The following is a 16,970-nucleotide window of genomic DNA, read 5'->3' on the forward strand; positions in this document are numbered from 1 at the left end:
ATTAATCCTCCTACTGATCTTTTAGTATTGCGTACGGGTACTAGTATATAGCAAAAGAATGCGAAGCTGTTAGGGCTTTGCATTCTTATTTTCATCTATTTTTGGTTTACTTGCACAAACCTATTCCGTCGCTTCCACTTGCGCATTCGCTTTCGGAGCCGTCAGCAAAATCGAAGCCAATGCGATCGTCCCAAACGCCACATTCAGCATCAACCCGGCGGAACCGGCAATTTCCATATTCCCCTGTGCACTCAATGCGTTGAACAGGCTGGATGAAAGGGCAACGCCGACTGCCCCGCCCAACGAGCTGGCCATTTTGTAGATGCCGGATGCGCTGCCGACTTTGTCAGCCGGCGCATTCGAAATGGCGGTATCAGTGGATGGTGTCGCATAGATCCCCAAACCGAAACCATACAGAGCATAGCCGACGAACACCAACAAGTTGTAGATGATTCCCGGCACAAAAGTGAAGGCCATCAAAGCAATCCCGATCGTCGCGATGAATGATCCGGTCACCATCGGCTTGCGCGAACCGAATTTTTGCAGGGCTTTTTCACCCAAACGGATGGAGCTCAATACGCAAACCAAGTAGCCGATCGTCAGCAAGCCGGATTGGAACGAAGAAAAACCGCGGCCCATCTGCACATAGGTATTTGCGACGACCATCGTCCCAGCCGACGCGTTCAGCAAGAAGTTGGACAATGTCGCTCCGCTGTAGGCTTTGTTCTTGAACAAGGAGAAGTCGATGAAGCTGTTCACATGTTTCTTTTCGATTGTTACGAACAGGAAGACCGATACAACCAGCAAAGCCGCCAAGCCAAGGATGACCGGATTGGTCCATCCGATTGAAGCGCCTTGACCAACAATAATGTTGAATGCCAGCATTGCCAACGCAAAGGTAACCAGACCGCCGATGTCGAAAGGTTTCTTTTCACCGGTTGCTTCAAATTTGCTTTCCGGCGTGCCCCGCAACAGGAACATGCCCAACGCGGCAACGAAAATCGAAACAATGAAGATGGCGCGCCATCCGAAATAAGTCGCTACCAGACCGCCGAAGAAAGAACAGATCCCCGATCCGCCCCATGAACCGATCGACCAGAAACTCAAGGCGCGCTGTCTTTCGGCGCCATCGAAGTAAGTCTTCATCAAAGCCAAAGTGGCGGGCATGATGCAGGCCGCTGAAAGCCCTTGGATGATGCGACCGATGATCAAAAGCGCTGCCCCGTTGGCGAACACAAGGCACAACGAACCGATGATGCTCAAGATCAGGCCGATATTCGTCAATTTGACCCGACCGTATTTATCCGCCAAGCCACCTGCCGCAACCATGAACATCCCAGAAAACAAAGAGGTCAAGCTGATCGCGATGCTCAGCACGCCCGATGAGATGCCCAAGTCCGCCTGAACGGCCGGCACGATATTCACCATCGCCTGCGCGAACAACCAGAATGTGACGACACCCATCATAATCCCTGCAATTAATTTGTCATTGCCTTTGTATTGCGTTTCCACTATTTCTCACTGCTCCCTTTTAAGTAATCAACCACTAATGTCCCCATCGTTTCGGCTGCGACCAGCATGCTGCCTTCGTTGATCCGGAATTTCGGATGATGATGCGGATAAGCCTCACCGTCTTCCGGTGCCGCCCCGACATAGAGGAAGACGCTCGGACGTTCCTTCGCATAATAAGCAAAATCTTCCGAAGGCGGCTGCGCCTCGCAGCGCTCAATTCCAATGACTCCCGGCATTTCGGTGGCCTGCAGAGCGTCTGCCGCGAATGCCGTCAGTTCCGGATCGTTGAACAGCACCGGATAGTCGTTTTCGTAATCCAGTCCATAGGTCACCTCGAACATGGCGGCGATGCCGTCCAGTTTCGCCCGGATTTCCTTTTCGATCAGCGTGCGCGTTTCCTCGGACATCGAGCGCACATCGCCTTCAAGGAAGACCGAATCTTTGATGACATTGAACGAACCTTTGCCGTCGAAGCTGCCGATCGTGATCGAGCCGACATCGAAAGGATTCATCCGGCGGCTGACGATCGATTGCACAGCGACCACAAAATAACTGGCCGCCACGATGGCGTCGTTGGCTTTGTGCGGCGAGGAGCCGTGGCCGCCGACGCCTTGGATCTTCACGCGGAAATTGGCGCGTCCGGTCTGGACATTGCCTTCGCGATAATACACATTCCCGAACGGCATCTGCGACATCACATGGATCCCGAAGACATTGTCGACGCCGTCCAAAGCGCCGTCCTTGATCATGCCGATCGCTCCGCCCGGCGGCACTTCCTCGGCAGGCTGATGCAGGACAACAACCTTTCCTTCTAGTTGCTCTTTCATTTCGATCAAGCATTCAGCCAGTGTCAGCATGTAGGCTGTATGCGCATCGTGTCCGCAGGCATGCATGACGCCCGGAGTTTTTGAGGCATACGGCAGGCCGGTCTCTTCCTGGATCGGCAGCGCATCAAAATCCGCGCGGATGGCGAGCGTTTTTCCGGGCTTGCCGCTGTCGATCGTCACGACGATGCCCAGTCCGCCGACATGGGTGCGGACGTCGCAGTCCTTGCCTGCATAAAATTCCTCGATGTACTTGGCGGTGTTTTCCTCCTGGAAGGATAATTCCGGGTGGGCATGCAGGTAACGGTAGATTTCGATCATGCGCGCCTGTTTCTCGGCCAGCTTGCGGAATAATTGCGCTTTGATGGTTTCGTTCATTTTTATTGCGCTCCCTTATTTTTGACTTATTAACCATTGTATAGGTTGATTGATGCTACGTTTCGTAATCACTCAGTCAGTATACCGCCACGGAAAAATAAGAAAAGGGCGGTTCTTATGCAAAAACTCCGGATTTTTGTCTTTGTATTTTCAGAAACAGGCAGAACAGCAATTTGGTGCGGATGATTTTTGTCATGAAGCCCTTTCATTTCGAAAATGGTCCGCAAGCGGGCGGAAAAAGAGTTTCTGTTCTGCAGGTTGTCCGATAAACCGAATGAATCGGACAAAAAAAGGTTGCCTCGACTAATCGGAGACAACCTTTTCTTCATTCATTGTACTGATCCCCCGATTGCGCGGCGGAATTCGATGAACATAATGGCGTTGCTGCTCATCGAGGCATAGAAGGACCAATCGGCGTCGATCCGTTCATCCTCTATCTCCAGCGTCGGCCGGGATGATTGGACGATGTAGTCCATCACCTCGAGATCGATGCCGTGCTTGCTGTTCAGTTGGCCCCATTTCGTGTAGAGGCCGCCATTTTGCTGGTCGAACAAGTATTTCCGGACTTGGTATTCCCCGGGCTCCATCCCCAGCAAGCGCACGTGCAGCTCCTGGCTGCGGTTGCGCATGAACAGGGTATCGACCGAGTAGCGCGGATTGAAATGTTTTTCATTGAAAAGCAGCAAGCGATAACCGTCCTCGTCGCGGGTCAGCACGTAGTTTTCCCCTTCCGCGCACACTTCCCCGGTCATCCGTTCCTTGAACAGCATCGTGTAGAAGGCCGGCCGTTTGCCGTTGAAGAAGTGGAACAGTTCCAGCCCGCTCACTGTCGGATTGCGGGTTCCGCCGTTCTTTCCGTGGATTTCGCTGTTCAGCCAGAAGCCCAGGCCTGCGACTTCCGCGCTCAGATCCAGGACCGTCTTCAAAATCAACGCACCCCGGAAAAAGGTTCCGTTCGTGTAGCGCGTATTTCCGGTCAGCGTGTTCCAGTTCTCCAAGTAGATTGGCTGAGGCATATGATGTTTTTTCAGGAATCGCTTCAGCTTACGGGTCTTCCCGATGATATAATCCTGGCTGCTCTGGAAGTCTTCATCGCTGATTTCCGAAAAGTCGACGACCTCGTTCTGGTCCGCATCGTACGTGATGAAATCGATCCTGTCGCTTTGCTGGAACTGCCATTGATGGGCCAATCCGAGGCTTTCTTTCTCCTCTTTGAAAGGAAGGAACGTGCCGACTTTGATTTGCTGCGCGTATTTGCGGATGCTTGCATGCAGCCGCAAATAGATGCGTTCCAGTTCGGTGCCCAAAACGGCCGTCTCCTTTTCGGCATGGAAAAGCAACTGCCAGCGGTTGACGAATTCCCTTCCGAATGCCTGCAGGGCGTGGACCAGGAACCGTTCCAGCTCCAGGAAATAGCGGTCTTCGTTGCGGATGACTTCCGTGTAGGCGATCCGCAAGAAGAGCCCGATTCCCTGCTCCTTCATGAACTGCATGGCCAGGTCGGCATTGGCGTACTTCGGTGTGGTGGAAATGAACTCATCCGTCTCCACTTCCGGCAACAGCGTGGACCCGCCGATCAGATTGCGCACGCCCACATAGTCAACCCGGATCTGCTGTTTGGCCAGAATGACCTGTTCTTTCACCTGCTGATTCAGCAGCTCATTTAGTTCCCCGATGAAAAGGATGTGCTTTTCGCGCGCCAAAGCTGTTGCAGTTTCGCCTTTAGCGATGGTGATCCGGCAATCCTCGCTCGGCGCTTCATTCGGCAAGGCACGCTGATCCGGAGCCTCTTCCAGATACCGCGTCAGTTGCATGAGCGTTTCCGGCGCTTCCGGTTCCTTTCCGGCCGCCAGCTTTTCAGGCATGGATGCGAACGCGGCGCTGTTTTCTTGCCTGTGCTCCTTCCGGTACTGCACCGGCGTCTGATCGTAGACCGATCTGAAGGCTTCCGTGAAGTTTTTGGCCGTCGAAAAACCGTTCTTCAATGCAATCTGGGACAGATTGTCGGAGGTGTACAGCAGATCTTCCACGCAATGCTTCAGGCGCACCATTTTCAGATACTGCAGGAAGCCCATGCCGGTCGTTTGCTTGAAATAACGGGAAAGATAGGCCGAAGACAAGTACTCGCTCTCCGCCATCTCCGCCAGCGTCAATGGGTCGGCGTAGCGCAACTCCATTTTTTGGATGATCCGCGCAATCCGTTCATCGCTCGCCTCGCCAGCGTCCATATGCGGGCGTTCCGTTTTGAAGTAGCGCGTCACCAACAGCAGCAACTGAAAGAGCAGGCTTTGGGCTTCCAGCAGGCTGCCTTCTTCATTCCGGGAATGGACGATCACGAGCTCGGAAAGCATCCTGCGCAGTTTCGCGACGACATCCCCGCGCCCCGGATCCAGTTCCTTCGAAAAGCAGACGAAATCATAATGGAAATAATGAGGATAGTGCATGACGAAAAAATGGCTCGGAATGCTGAGGCAAACGATATTGTTGTCTGTGCTGCCACGGACGGTATAGTGGTCGTTCCGGTTGATGAATAGGATGTCCCCCGCTTCCATCAGGTGCTGCTCCCCGTTCACCGAAACGCCCGCACTTCCGTTGACCACGAATAAAATCCGCGTTCCGTAATACCGCTGCGGCGCGGCATAACGCACATTCCCGATGGTGATTGCATAATCTGCTGCGTTTTCCTTCGTCATCTTCCGATCCCTCCAATCCTTTCTTCCATTATGCCCCTCGCGTCCGTTCAGCACAACCGACATTTTCCGACAACTCTTTGAACGAATGCATTTGGATATGCAAAAAGCTTCCGCGCAGAGAGGATTATTCATCCCTGCGCAGAAGCTTTTGATCAATTTTTGTAGGAACAGCAGTAATCCACGTATTTCTCCACAGTCATCTTGAAGGATGAATTGGCAGGAACGATGTAGCTCTCGCCTTTCGTGTACAGTCTGTACTCGGATTCTCCCGGCAACAGCACCGACATCTCGCCGCCGAGTACCTCCATCGTTTCCTCCGCGTCCGTGTTGAACTCGTAATCCCCCGCCAACATGAAGCCCAGCGTCTTCTTCTCGCCGCTTTCGAACAGGACCGTTCTGCTCGTCACTTTCCCATCAAAATACACATTCGCTTCCTTCACTACACTTACATTCTTGAATTCCATCTGTTTTCCTCCGATTTCTTTTTAATCATATTATAATTTTACGCAGGGATTAGCAATAGCATCGGCGCAATTTTGGGAATTCCGCTTCGCAATTGCTGAGCCGGAGCAGAAACGTCGGGTGAACAACGACTGTCAAAGGAAGAACAGCCGACAAAATGCTTATCTCTCGGCTGTTATGCATTCTCTCAAGACTGAACAACCGACAAAACTCCAAAAAACAAGAGTGCCCCCAACTAAATGAGGCACTCCCGAAAAGAGTCAGTATCAGATTGTGCTTGTGTCGATGACGAAGCGGTATCTGACGTCGGAAGCCAGTACGCGTTCGTATGCCTCATCGATCTGGTCGGCGGAAATGACTTCGATATTGGGAACGATGCCGTGTTCGGCACAGAAATCCAGCATTTCCTGGGTTTCGCGGATGCCGCCGATCATCGAGCCGGCGAAGGAACGGCGGTGCCCGATCAGGGACAGCACATTCAGCGACAAAGGTTCACCTGGAGCGCCGACATTCACCAACGTGCCGTCAAGCTTCAGTAAGCCCAGATAGGCATCCAAGTTGATCACGGCGCTCACCGTATTGATGATGAGGTCAAAGCTGCCGGCCAATTCCGTGAAGGTCGCCGGATCCTTAGTGGCGTAATAGTGCTGCGCCCCAAACTTCAGGCCGTCTTCTTTTTTGCCCAAAGTTTGCGACAGGACGGTGACTTCAGCCCCCATCGCATGCGCTATTTTGACGGCCATGTGCCCCAATCCGCCCAGTCCGATCACGGCGATTTTTTTGCCGGGGCCGGCCTGCCAGCGGTTCAACGGCGAGTAGGTCGTGATGCCGGCACACAACAACGGCGCTGCCGCATCCAATCCAATGTTGTCAGGAATGCGTACCACAAAACCTTCCGTCACGACGATGTGCGTGGAATAGCCGCCTTGTGTCGGCTCGCCGTATTTGTCGACGCCGGCGTAAGTCGGGACGTTGCCCTTGAGGCAGTACTGCTCCTCGTCGCGCAGACAGTTTTCGCATTCCCCGCAGGAATCGACCATGCAGCCGACGCCAACGCGATCGCCGACTTTGTATTTTGTGACTCCGGTTCCGACGTCCGTCACGATTCCGGCGATTTCATGCCCCGGCACGAGCGGATAATGCACATGCCCCCATTCACCATGGGCCGTATGGATATCCGAGTGGCAGATGCCCGCATATTTGATTTCGATCAGGACATCCTGCTCGTCCAATTCCCGTCTTTCGATTTCCGCAAATCGGAACGGTTTGTCCGGACCATCGACTGCTCTTGCTTTTGCTACTACCATATATATTTCCTCCATTATGCTTCCGTATTCAAAAGCTGCGCACTGTCCTTTCACGGCGCTCTTGCTCCTGTATAAAAAGCATACTCCTTAAAGTTAAGGTTAAGTCAAGGGATAACTAACGGGAAGCTGGAATTGCCTCGCGAACCCATAAAGCGACAGTGTAAAAAGCACAGACCATCACCAAGCCATCTTATTTGTTCCTTATTATTAACATTATTTCTACTCTCAGTATAACTGGTTTATACTTAATATTGAAACAATTTAAAAATTGGAGGAATCAATATGAAAATGAAACCTTATTTAGCTCTTCCGGTTGCCCTACTGCTAATGGCCTGTTCCAATGGTACGGACGAAACTCCCCAATCTGAAAACACTCAATCATCAGTCAGCGAAAGTACAGAAGTCCTAAGCACGGAAGTAATTGACGACGAAACTGCCTTTCTGGAACAAATCGCGGATTTTGATGCGGAACATGAACCCTTCATTGTAGCCTATTATGACTCCCTCGATGCAATCAAAGAAAAGGTATCCGATGAGACAAATACTTTTGTTGATCCGGAGCTTTCCGAACGTGACCTGAAGATCAAGCTGGTTTTCAAAGGTGATGATGGTTATTACCGCGTGATACTGGGGGAACAATAGCCATCATTTGATAGTCAAACAGCATCATTTAACCCCACTCTGCATATTCTCGGTTTCAGAGAATATGCAGAGTGGGGTTTTTCGTTCATCCGGAATACCTTCCTATCGGTTAAATGCTTGCTAGCGTTGCTGCTCCTCCAGAAAATCCCGAAGCACAACAACGTGATTGATTTCCGGATTCCGCGCGGCATAGACCAATGTGACATCGGTCGTTTCCAACTGTTTCAGGATCTCAGCCACTGAAGCCGCAGCCGGTGGGTTCGTCAGCAGTTCTTCCTCGTAGCGTTCTTTGAAGGCGGCAAATTTTTCGGGATCGTGGTCGAACCATTTGCGCAGATCAGGTGAAGGCGCGCTGTCCTTCAGCCATGCATCCAGCTGTGCGGCCTCCTTCTTGACTCCGCGCGGCCACAATCGATCGACCAGAATCCGGAAACCATCCGCTTCTGTCGGGGAATCGTAGATGCGTTTCATTTTCAGTTCCAAGCTTATCACTCCTTTTCTTACATTAACCAAAATCGTACTGATCATCGAATCACAGTCCGATCCTGACTAGCGTGTTTTCTTACTGATCAGCTTATACCTGAATCCATTCACTTTGAAATCTGTTCCCGGCGATACTTTGTTTGCTTCTTGGAAAAGAACGGAATCTTTGCTGATTTGGTGCTTTTCTAAGTTGCTGTTCGGTGATTGGACAACTTTGTAACTGTATGTCTCTTTATCCTCATAGTCGTACACAGAAATCTTCCGGTCCAGCCATTCTGATTTTTTGGAAGGCTCTTTTCGCTTTTGAGGTGCTGCTTCTTTTGGTGATTCTTCATTTTTCGTATTGTTCATTTTCTTCTTTTTTTTCGCACACATCCAGTTTCTTTCCACAAAGGCTAGATTACCTTGGGAGGCATACTCACGATCTAACTGGAAGTGTTTGCAATATTTCCAATAGTTATAACCGATTTCCGGAACAAAGACAGGTTGCTTCTTGCAAGATCGATCACTCCTGTCATAAAATGCACAAGTACCGCAAGAAACTCTATCTGAATGACCAATCTTTTGAATATTTGGAAAGTGGGCGTATTTAGCCGGTGCCCCGCGAGAAATATGATTCATTCGTTTGACTCCTCCACAAAAATGATTATAAGTTGCCAAATATGACGAAAGGTCTGCTTGGCATATCTCCGGTTATTCTTTCTACACTTAATCTCCCAAGAGCACCAGTGTTTTGGTCATGGTTTCCAAGGCAAGCTTTTCGATCTGAAGCTGTCCCTGTAGCTTTTTGATGCTGCATTCAAGCTGCTGCACTTCCAATATTTTTTCCATTATGTCACTTTGGAGCTGTCCCTTGCCGAGCTGTCTTGCACCTTCCAGTTGTTTTTTTTGTTGCTTGTACTGATGGTAAAGCATTGCCCCGGCTTGGCTTTTCGGGCCACCTGTTGCTTCCATTTTTTCGCACTGTTCGAATTGTTCTTTTGTCATTGTCATCGTTTTTCCCTCCAGATTGTTTTTTTGAAAACAAAAAACCCTTCTTATAACAAGAAGAGTCGGGAATGTCGATTTGCTCTTCTTATCTCTCAGATTACTCTGCAGGATTTAGCACCGTGCCGCCGCGTTACGCGTGGGTCGGTTGCTGAGATGTCATCGGGCCAGTCCCTCAATCTCTCGTGATAAAGAAGTTATTTAGTTTTCAAATATATTATGTCATAACATTGCGCAAAATTCAACTAATTACCAATTCGTTCAATATATTTTTTCTACATCTGTTCTACATAATTCCTTTGTATAATTTAGAAGGATCAAGTGATCCGGATACAATGCTCGTTCTCATCACCCACTCCGAGACACAAAAATATGGTCACAATGGATAGCCTGTTTACACACAGAAAGGAAGAACTTACCATGAAGAAAAAATCTTTGCTGATTGGCCTCATCTCTTTTACTGCCTTGACCAGCTTCGCTCTCGCAACGCCTGTTGAAGCAGCGATGATGGATACGGTGACATTTGAAAACCACGGACAGTATGTGCGTAGCCATGCCACTCATCTCCGTCATCACACGGAAGACGCCCATCACATGAACGGCGTCAGTATGCATGCGAGAAACTGGGATGGAACGGTTCGTTATTGCGCTCAAGAAGCAACGCCAACCGTGACCCAGTGATTTCATTCCTCAGGCAACGAACTATGGCGGTTGGATAGTTTTCAACGAAATAATGATGCTAAAGAGGCAGTGACAAAATCAGAAAATACTCTTCTGGTTTTGTCACTGCCTCTTTGATTTTGTATAGAAATGGAATGCATGCTCTGAAATAACCCGTCAAAACCAATTTGGCGGGAAAAATCAGTTCAACTCGCAGTCAAAAAAACCGCCGAAACCGCCTTGGCGGGCAAAAATGTCCGCGGACCTCGCGATATTCCCCGTCAAGACCATTTTGGCGGGGAATATCGCTACGAAGTCCACCCTGTACCGCCAAAACTACTGCCAATCTATGCATATTTCAACGCGATCTCTTCGACGAACTTGGTCACGTCCTTGAACGCGTCGCAGCAATCCTCCAGCGACTGATAGATTTTGCTCAGAATGACGATGCTGACGGCGTCTTTTTCGCTCTGGTGGAGTTCGCGCATCGCTTGGATATACAGCAGATCGCCCGCTTTTTCGCTGGCATTGATCCGGTCGATGACTGCATGGATCTCTTTGTGCGATTTCTTGTAGGTCTTCAGCAACCGGACCGCCTCAAGGAGTTCCTCCGCCGATTGTTCCACCAGATCCAGGAATTGGCTGATTTCCGGGGTAATGTGCTGCGGCTGATAAATTTCGATATGGATCATGACATCCTCGATCATGTCGATTGCATGGTCCAGACTGGTGACCAGCGCAATCACATCCGGCCGGTCGAAAGGCGGCAGCAGATCGTTGTACATGTAGCGCATCAGCCTGTATTTGGCGAGGTCGGCATCATGTTCGATCGCATGCATCTCGTCCAGCTTTTGGCTCAGGTCAGCGACCGGATAGTCCGCCAGGGCCTGTTTCAGGAACTTCGCCGCTTCGACGCCCCATTCGGCCAGTCTGATGAACGCATCGAAATAATCCAACTTTTCCGTCTTCTTTTTGAACATAACCGGCACCCCCTAAAAAATCCGAATGAACAGCTTCGCCATCACATACCCGACCAGCCCGCAGCCCGGAAAGGTCAACACCCACGTATAGACCATTTCCCTGACCGTCAGCCAGTTTACGCTCCCCAGATGCCTGCCCGCGCCCACTCCCATGATGGCGGTCGTTTTCGTGTGGGTCGTACTCACCGGCAGCCCCAGAAGGGAAGCCGTCAAGAGGCTCAAGGCTCCGGCAAAATCAGCGCTGAAGCCTTGATAGGTTTCCAGCTTGACCATATTGACCCCAACCGTTTTGATGATCTTTCCGCCGCCGATCGCGGTCCCCAAGGCCATGACAATGGAACACAGCAGCATCAGCCAGAGCGGGATCGCAAACTCGGTTGCGGTGCCTCCCTGAGACAAGGCGATGCCCAACAGGAAAATCCCGATGAACTTCTGGCCATCTTGGGCCCCATGCATGAAGGCCATCGCCGCGGCGGCCGCTATTTGGCTGTTGCGGAAAAAGGTTGATGTGCTCTGGCGTTCGATATCACGGAACAGCGCGCCGACCAGTTTTACCACCAGAAAACCCAAGGACAAGCCCAGTACGGTGGAAAGCACCAAGCCGTACAGCACCTTGATCCATTCCGCCCCGTTGATGCCGCCGGTGCTGCCCTGCAAAGCGATTGCAGCCCCCGATACACCGGCGATCAAAGCGTGGCTTTCGCTGGTCGGAATACCGAAATACCAAGCCGCAGTGGCCCAGACTACGATCCCAAAGAGCGCCGCACACAGCGCCACGACCGCATCCTCCGCATTCCCGCCGAAATCGACCATCTTCGCCATCGTCTGGGCAACTTTCGCGTTGATCGCCGTCATCGCAAAGACGCCCAAAAAATTGAACACCGCCGCCATCAGGATCGCATTCCGCGGCGTCATGCTCCGGGTCGAGACGCAGGTGGCGATCGCGTTCGGCGCATCGGTCCACCCGTTCACCAAAACGACGCCCAACGTCAACACAACCGTCACCAAGGTGGCCGGACTCGTCTGCAGAATCTGGATAAATGCATGGAATGAAATCGCCATAACGATCCCGCCTTTCACGATGACTTATGGTGACAATGAAGCAGACCCCTCTACATCGGAATCCCCACTTCGATATGCTGGAAGGAATCTACGTCGAACAAGCCTTTGTCCGTCAATTTCAGGCGCGGAATGACCGGAAGGCACAGGAACGAGAGGATCATGAAAATGTTCTGCGATTCCTCCGCCAGCGTAGCCAACTGCTCGTGCAGCCCATGCAATTCCGCAATCACTTCCTCATACGTTTTTTCCGACATGATGCCGCCGACCCGCAACGGTACAGATGCCAGCACTTTGCCGCCATCCACGATGACGAGCCCGCCCTGCATCCGTTCCGCTTCCTCGATCGCCAACAGCATATCGTCATCATTCGTTCCGGCCACGACCAGATTATGCGAATCGTGGGCTACAGTCGAGGCGATCGCGCCGCGCTTCAGACCGAGCCCGCTGACGATCCCAGCTCCGATGCTGCCGGTTTGGTGATGGCGTTCGCAAACCACCATCTTCACTTGATCGTTTTGCGGATCCGCAACAAAATAGCCGTCTTCCGTCTGCACATCCGCTGCGATTTTCTCGGTGATGATCCGCCCCGGCACAACGCCGATGACCCAGGCTTGCTGGCCTTTCTCAAGCGGGATCTGCAAGTCATCCTTTGTCACTTGCTTCAGATGGAGGGAAGAGCGGACAGCTTCCGGCACAACAGCGCGGTTGTTTTTTAAAGCCGCCAGATTCAGCACACGCCCGCCTTTGATGATCGTCTCCGGCTGCAGCTTCTCCAGACTGTCCGTGATCAGGATATCCGCAACATAGCCGGGTGCGATTGCGCCTTTGTCCTGGATGCCGTGGCACACCGCATTGTTGAGTGTCGCCATCTGGATCGCGATCAGCGGATCCAAGCCCTGTTGGATCGCCAATTCCGCGGCATAATTGACCGTTCCTTCTTCGGCCAATTCGTCCAAATGCTTGTCGTCCGTGCAGAAGGAGAAGCGGCGGCTGTTCCTTTCATTGATTGCCGGCAACAGCGCCAGCAAATCCTTCGCAGCCGATCCTTCCCGAACCAACACATGGATGCCGCGGCGGACTCGCGCGATTGCTTCTGCCGCCGTCACCGCTTCATGGTCGTTGCGGATGCCGGCCGTGCTGTACACATTCAAGGCGGCATCCGGAAGACCGGCCGCGTGTCCATCGACTTCCAGCCCCGCTTCGATCGTCATGCGGATTTTCTCCAGCATATCCGGATTCGCATTCAAAACGGAGGGATAATCCATCACTTCCGCCAGGCCGATGACGCTTGGATGCGTCAAATAAGGACGCAGATCCTTCGCCGTCAACGTCGCCCCGTTCTGCTCGAAAGGCGTCGCCGGCACGCACGAAGGCAGCTTCATCAGGATGTCCATGTCGCAATTGGCGGCGTCCTCCAGCATGAAGTCGATGCCGATTTTCCCCGCCACGTTCGCGATTTCATGCGGATCGGTCACAACGGTCGTCACGCCGTGTTTGATCAGCGCCCGCGAAAATTCCGCCGGCGTCACCATCGTCGATTCGATATGGATATGGCCGTCGATAAAGCCAGGCATAATGAACTTGCCGGTCGCATCCACCACTTGCTTTCCGTTCGGATAGGCACCGATGCCGACGATGCGACCGTCCTTGATCGCAACGTCCGCCGCAAAAGTCTCCAGCGAAAACACATCAACGACTGTTCCGTTTTGGATGATGAGGTCGGCTTCCTCCGGTTGCTGTGCCGCCTGGATCAATCTAATCAATGCATCTGTCATACAAATTCCCCCTGGTTCCATTCGCTCCCTAAATCAGCGAATCTCGTTGTTTCCTATATTATACACGATTCACGCGGGGACCGATAAGCTTCTTATTGATGCAGTATTTCAGTACTCCCACCGAATCAAGTGATCGATTTTATCTATCAACCTTGTTCGATTATAACTGTTTGCTTCTTACATAGACTGGTGATAAGATTTCCTCATGCCTCAGAGCGACAAAAAGTAAGGGAATGTCGGTTTGGGGACCAGCATCACAAGCAACAACCGTGTGGGGGAGTTTTTTCGGTCGAATGACCGCCAGCGATTCAAATAAAAAAACAAAAACAGGAGTGAATCATAATGAAGAAACTATTATCAAAAATCTTATTCGTGGGTACAGCAGGTTTGGCTTTGGCGGCTTGCGGCGCAACAACAACCGACTCCAGCTCGGACAGCGCTTCTACAGCATCGAGCACTGCTCCAACAACAAACGTCCTGAAAACGATCGAAGAAAACAAACAATTGCGCATCGGTGTGGAAGGCACTTACCCTCCATTCAGCTATCATGATACAGAAACAGGCGACTTGGTCGGTTTCGAAGTGGAAATCGCGGAAGTCATCGCGGAAGATTTGGGCGTTGAACCCGTCTTCGTCGAAACAAAATGGGATTCCCTGATCGCCGGATTGGACGTCAACAAATACGATATCGTCATCAACAACGTCGGCGTTACGGAAGAACGCCAAGAAGCTTATGACTTCACTGATGCTTATTTCGAGTCCTATGGCCAATTGGCGGTCAGCGCAGACTCTGACATCCAAACATTGGCAGACTACAGCGGCAAAAAATCAGCCCAATCGACCACAAGCAATTACGCAAAGAACGCTACTGACCTGGGCGCTGAAATCGTCCCTGTCGATGGCTTCAACCAAGCAGTCGAATTGATCACTTCCGGTCGCGCGGACGGTACGATCAACGATTACATCACGTTCTTGACTTATTTTGAAGAACATCCGGAATCCACTTTGCGCCTGATCGACGAAAAATTGCCAACCAACGATAAGGTCGGCATCATCTTGCAAAAGGAAAACGCAGATTTCCAGGCTAAACTGAACGAAATCATCGCAGCACGCACAGAAGACGGCACATTCAAAGCCATCTTCGAAAAATACCTGGGTGAAGACATCAGCGTCGGCGCCAACGAATAAGAAAAGCGGAACGGACTCGTTCAGTCTTACATTCAGAAAATCGTACCGATTGCGCGTGGTAGCGCGCAATCGGTACGATTTATCTGATTTTTGAACGGTTAATCCCTGACGCTAGCCATGCTTGTTGGATGCATGATACAATTTGGTATCGCGCAAAACGCTTGCTGTGATGCGCTTTTGGAATTTGAATACATTTTAGTTTTTTAATAAAAAAAAGGAACGGTGAGTAAATTTTGCAGCATACATTATCCATAATCGAAAACGCCCTATGGCCAATTCTGGAAGCAGGATTTACCGTCACCATCCCCTTGGCGCTGATTTCCTTTGCTTTGTCGCTTGTCCTGGCGGTCCTGACCGCGATCATGCGGATTTCGAAAAGCAAATTGTTGAAAGGACTGGCTTGGTTCTACGTCTGGGTATTCCGAGGAACCCCGCTTTTGATCCAATTGTTCATCGTCTTCTTCGGTTTGCCGAAGCTGAACATCACGTTGGATGCGTGGACCGCCGCCATCCTGACTTTTGCCCTGAACAGCGGCGCCTATTCGGCCGAATCCATCCGCGGCGCGATCCTGTCCATCCCGAGAGGGCAATGGGAAGCGGCCGATTCCTTGGGCATGACGCACGCACAGGTCCTGAGAAGGATCATCTTCCCGCAGACCATCCGGATCGCTTTGCCAGCTGTCATGAACGACTTCATTTCCTTGGTGAAATCGACTTCGTTGGCTTCCAGCATCACAATCATCGAAATGACGATGGTCGGGCAGCAGTTCGCTTCCGTCACCTATGAACCGCTGATTCTGTATTCGGAAGTTGCTGTCATCTATCTCCTGATCAGTACTGTATTGACCTGGCTCCAAGGCAAATTGGAAACCCGAACTTCCAAATATTTGAGAAAGGCGTGAAGAAATGATCGAGATCAAACATATCCAAAAATCTTACGGCGACTTTCATGCCCTCAAGGACATCTCGTTGACTTTCCGAGCCGGCGAAACAACGGTAATCGTCGGCCCATCCGGTTCGGGCAAGTCCACCTTGCTGCGTACGCTGAACCTGCTGGAAGTGCCCGAAAGCGGCATCCTGAAGAACGGGGAGCTCGAAGTCGATTTCAGCGCGAAACTCCCAAAGGAAACGATGATGGCGATCCGCAAAGAAACCGCGATGGTCTTCCAGAGTTTCAACCTCTTCCCGCATCTTTCGGTATTGGAAAATGTCATCGAAGGCCCGATTACGGTCCTGAAACTTTCGAAAACGGAAGCGACGGCCAGAGCGAAAAAACTGCTGACGAAAGTGGGCTTGGCCGACAAACTGAACCATTACCCGGACCAACTGTCGGGCGGCCAACAACAGCGCGTAGCCATCGCCCGTGCTTTGGCTATGGAGCCTGATTTCGTCCTGTTCGATGAACCCACTTCCGCCCTCGACCCCGAGTTGGAGGCAGAAGTGCTGCGCGTCCTGAAGGAACTCGCCTCCGAGAAGCTGTCCATGATCATCGTGACGCACAACCTCGAGTTCGCACGGGAAGCCGCCGACCGCATGCTTTTCCTGGAGGACGGCAAAGTCGGCTTCGACGGCCCGACGAAAGATTTCTTCGAAAGCACAACCGATCCAAGGATTGCCCGTTTTATCAACAGCATCACGATCTAAAAAAAGATAGACGAAACCAAAGCATCGAAAACTTTGGTCACGTCTATCTTTTTTATTGAATCTATTGTGTTCAGCCTTCTGACTTGTTCTCGATTTCGATGATGGTCATGATCGCGTAATTCGCCAAATCCATCAGCGTGTCGGTAATGCTTTCGTCCTTGACTTCGGCCTCTTGCTTGATGAGTTGTTTGAAGCGGTGCAGTTTATCATCCAACCGGATAGCCGGCATCGTCAGCCCGTACTCTTGGAAGCCGTCACCAAAACTATCCCCGTAGTCTCTGTTTTTTGCCGCATACAGCTGATTCAGCCTCTCGCATATTTCCCTGTGCAGCTCGACTTTCGTCATATCCATCACCGTTTCCCTTCTTGACAG

General features: G+C 51.3%; 17 protein-coding genes and 1 riboswitch. Of the genes, 5 read left to right on the forward strand and 12 right to left on the reverse strand.

The genetic code is table 11. The features are described 5' to 3' along the window. Positions 1-120 precede the first annotated feature (120 nt). From BMX58_RS04080 to BMX58_RS04105, 5 genes are all read right to left on the reverse strand, one after another. Positions 121-1,512 carry an MFS transporter gene (locus tag BMX58_RS04080; RefSeq protein ID WP_239420534.1) on the reverse strand — a complete coding sequence of 464 codons (1,392 nt, stop codon included), beginning with the start codon at positions 1,510-1,512 and terminating at the stop codon, positions 121-123. Next, positions 1,512-2,714: an amidohydrolase gene (locus tag BMX58_RS04085; RefSeq protein ID WP_068622297.1), complete on the reverse strand. Its 1,203-nt coding sequence runs from the start codon at positions 2,712-2,714 to the stop codon at positions 1,512-1,514. The genes BMX58_RS04080 and BMX58_RS04085 overlap by 1 nt, the downstream gene beginning before the upstream one ends. Positions 2,715-3,043: 329 nt before the next feature. Next, entirely contained in the window at positions 3,044-5,407 is a 2,364-nt protein-coding gene (locus BMX58_RS04095; RefSeq protein ID WP_068622293.1) for a helix-turn-helix domain-containing protein, read from the reverse strand. A 152-nt stretch (positions 5,408-5,559) separates the two neighbouring features. Next, positions 5,560-5,871, reverse strand: a complete 312-nt coding sequence (gene ppnP, locus BMX58_RS04100) for a pyrimidine/purine nucleoside phosphorylase (RefSeq protein ID WP_068622291.1) — start codon at positions 5,869-5,871, stop codon at positions 5,560-5,562. A gap of 264 nt (positions 5,872-6,135) precedes the next feature. After that, positions 6,136-7,176, reverse strand: a complete 1,041-nt coding sequence (locus BMX58_RS04105) for an NAD(P)-dependent alcohol dehydrogenase (protein WP_068622289.1) — start codon at positions 7,174-7,176, stop codon at positions 6,136-6,138. Positions 7,177-7,458: 282 nt separating this feature from the next. On the opposite strand from BMX58_RS04105, the gene BMX58_RS04110 reads away from it, so the two are divergent. Beyond that, complete coding sequence (locus BMX58_RS04110) at positions 7,459-7,818, forward strand: hypothetical protein (protein WP_068622287.1); 360 nt, start codon at positions 7,459-7,461, stop codon at positions 7,816-7,818. Between the two features lie 120 nt (positions 7,819-7,938). Here the strand turns inward: BMX58_RS04110 and BMX58_RS04115 are convergent, their stop codons facing one another. From BMX58_RS04115 to BMX58_RS04125, 3 genes are all read right to left on the reverse strand, one after another. Continuing rightward, on the reverse strand, positions 7,939-8,301 hold the full coding sequence (locus BMX58_RS04115; protein WP_068622285.1) for a DUF488 domain-containing protein: 363 nt from the start codon (positions 8,299-8,301) through the stop codon (positions 7,939-7,941). A gap of 66 nt (positions 8,302-8,367) precedes the next feature. Next, positions 8,368-8,922: a hypothetical protein gene (locus BMX58_RS14580; RefSeq protein WP_131814039.1), complete on the reverse strand. Its 555-nt coding sequence runs from the start codon at positions 8,920-8,922 to the stop codon at positions 8,368-8,370. 87 nt (positions 8,923-9,009) lie between these two features. Continuing rightward, positions 9,010-9,294: a hypothetical protein gene (locus BMX58_RS04125; protein ID WP_068622281.1), complete on the reverse strand. Its 285-nt coding sequence runs from the start codon at positions 9,292-9,294 to the stop codon at positions 9,010-9,012. A 79-nt stretch (positions 9,295-9,373) separates the two neighbouring features. Continuing rightward, positions 9,374-9,483: riboswitch (SAM riboswitch) on the reverse strand. A 225-nt stretch (positions 9,484-9,708) separates the two neighbouring features. On the opposite strand from BMX58_RS04125, the gene BMX58_RS04130 reads away from it, so the two are divergent. Beyond that, positions 9,709-9,969 carry a hypothetical protein gene (locus BMX58_RS04130; RefSeq protein WP_068622279.1) on the forward strand — a complete coding sequence of 87 codons (261 nt, stop codon included), beginning with the start codon at positions 9,709-9,711 and terminating at the stop codon, positions 9,967-9,969. Positions 9,970-10,295: 326 nt separating this feature from the next. Here BMX58_RS04130 and BMX58_RS04135 read toward each other — a convergent pair whose 3' ends face one another. The 3 genes from BMX58_RS04135 to ade are packed head-to-tail and all read right to left on the reverse strand — an operon-like array spanning position 10,296 to position 13,765. After that, positions 10,296-10,928, reverse strand: a complete 633-nt coding sequence (locus BMX58_RS04135; RefSeq protein WP_068622277.1) for a DUF47 domain-containing protein — start codon at positions 10,926-10,928, stop codon at positions 10,296-10,298. Positions 10,929-10,940: 12 nt separating this feature from the next. Beyond that, positions 10,941-11,990, reverse strand: a complete 1,050-nt coding sequence (locus BMX58_RS04140) for an inorganic phosphate transporter (RefSeq protein ID WP_068622275.1) — start codon at positions 11,988-11,990, stop codon at positions 10,941-10,943. A 50-nt stretch (positions 11,991-12,040) separates the two neighbouring features. Beyond that, positions 12,041-13,765 (reverse strand): adenine deaminase, encoded by a 1,725-nt coding sequence (ade, locus tag BMX58_RS04145; protein WP_068622273.1) that lies wholly within the window; start codon positions 13,763-13,765, stop codon positions 12,041-12,043. 342 nt (positions 13,766-14,107) lie between these two features. On the opposite strand from ade, the gene BMX58_RS04150 reads away from it, so the two are divergent. The 3 genes from BMX58_RS04150 to BMX58_RS04160 all read left to right on the forward strand — a co-directional run bounded on the left by BMX58_RS04150 (position 14,108) and on the right by BMX58_RS04160 (position 16,597). After that, positions 14,108-14,953 (forward strand): transporter substrate-binding domain-containing protein, encoded by an 846-nt coding sequence (locus BMX58_RS04150; RefSeq protein WP_068622271.1) that lies wholly within the window; start codon positions 14,108-14,110, stop codon positions 14,951-14,953. 233 nt (positions 14,954-15,186) lie between these two features. After that, positions 15,187-15,855 carry an amino acid ABC transporter permease gene (locus BMX58_RS04155; RefSeq protein ID WP_068622268.1) on the forward strand — a complete coding sequence of 223 codons (669 nt, stop codon included), beginning with the start codon at positions 15,187-15,189 and terminating at the stop codon, positions 15,853-15,855. A 4-nt stretch (positions 15,856-15,859) separates the two neighbouring features. Next, on the forward strand, positions 15,860-16,597 hold the full coding sequence (locus BMX58_RS04160) for an amino acid ABC transporter ATP-binding protein (RefSeq protein WP_068622266.1): 738 nt from the start codon (positions 15,860-15,862) through the stop codon (positions 16,595-16,597). Between the two features lie 70 nt (positions 16,598-16,667). On the opposite strand, the gene BMX58_RS04165 is transcribed toward BMX58_RS04160, so the two are convergent. Then, a complete protein-coding gene (locus BMX58_RS04165) occupies positions 16,668-16,949 on the reverse strand; it encodes a nucleotide modification associated domain-containing protein (RefSeq protein WP_239420533.1) in 282 nt (93 codons plus the stop codon). Positions 16,950-16,970: the final 21 nt, after the last annotated feature.

The sequence above is a fragment of the Trichococcus ilyis genome, assembly GCF_900109135.1.
Lineage (GTDB): Bacteria > Bacillota > Bacilli > Lactobacillales > Aerococcaceae > Trichococcus > Trichococcus ilyis.

Bases quoted from the DNA above. Each gene is read 5' to 3' on its own strand.
- BMX58_RS04160 (WP_068622266.1), top strand. From the start codon at position 15,860: ATGATCGAGATCAAACATATCCAAAAATCTTACGGCGACTTTCATGCC.
- BMX58_RS04125 (WP_068622281.1), bottom strand. From the start codon at position 9,294: ATGACAATGACAAAAGAACAATTCGAACAGTGCGAAAAAATGGAAGCA.
- BMX58_RS04150 (WP_068622271.1), top strand. From the start codon at position 14,108: ATGAAGAAACTATTATCAAAAATCTTATTCGTGGGTACAGCAGGTTTG.
- ade (WP_068622273.1), bottom strand. From the start codon at position 13,765: ATGACAGATGCATTGATTAGATTGATCCAGGCGGCACAGCAACCGGAG.
- BMX58_RS04085 (WP_068622297.1), bottom strand. From the start codon at position 2,714: ATGAACGAAACCATCAAAGCGCAATTATTCCGCAAGCTGGCCGAGAAA.
- BMX58_RS04105 (WP_068622289.1), bottom strand. From the start codon at position 7,176: ATGGTAGTAGCAAAAGCAAGAGCAGTCGATGGTCCGGACAAACCGTTC.
- BMX58_RS04165 (WP_239420533.1), bottom strand. From the start codon at position 16,949: ATGGATATGACGAAAGTCGAGCTGCACAGGGAAATATGCGAGAGGCTG.
- BMX58_RS04110 (WP_068622287.1), top strand. From the start codon at position 7,459: ATGAAAATGAAACCTTATTTAGCTCTTCCGGTTGCCCTACTGCTAATG.
- BMX58_RS04135 (WP_068622277.1), bottom strand. From the start codon at position 10,928: ATGTTCAAAAAGAAGACGGAAAAGTTGGATTATTTCGATGCGTTCATC.
- BMX58_RS04140 (WP_068622275.1), bottom strand. From the start codon at position 11,990: ATGGCGATTTCATTCCATGCATTTATCCAGATTCTGCAGACGAGTCCG.
- BMX58_RS04095 (WP_068622293.1), bottom strand. From the start codon at position 5,407: ATGACGAAGGAAAACGCAGCAGATTATGCAATCACCATCGGGAATGTG.
- BMX58_RS14580 (WP_131814039.1), bottom strand. From the start codon at position 8,922: ATGAATCATATTTCTCGCGGGGCACCGGCTAAATACGCCCACTTTCCA.
- BMX58_RS04130 (WP_068622279.1), top strand. From the start codon at position 9,709: ATGAAGAAAAAATCTTTGCTGATTGGCCTCATCTCTTTTACTGCCTTG.
- ppnP (WP_068622291.1), bottom strand. From the start codon at position 5,871: ATGGAATTCAAGAATGTAAGTGTAGTGAAGGAAGCGAATGTGTATTTT.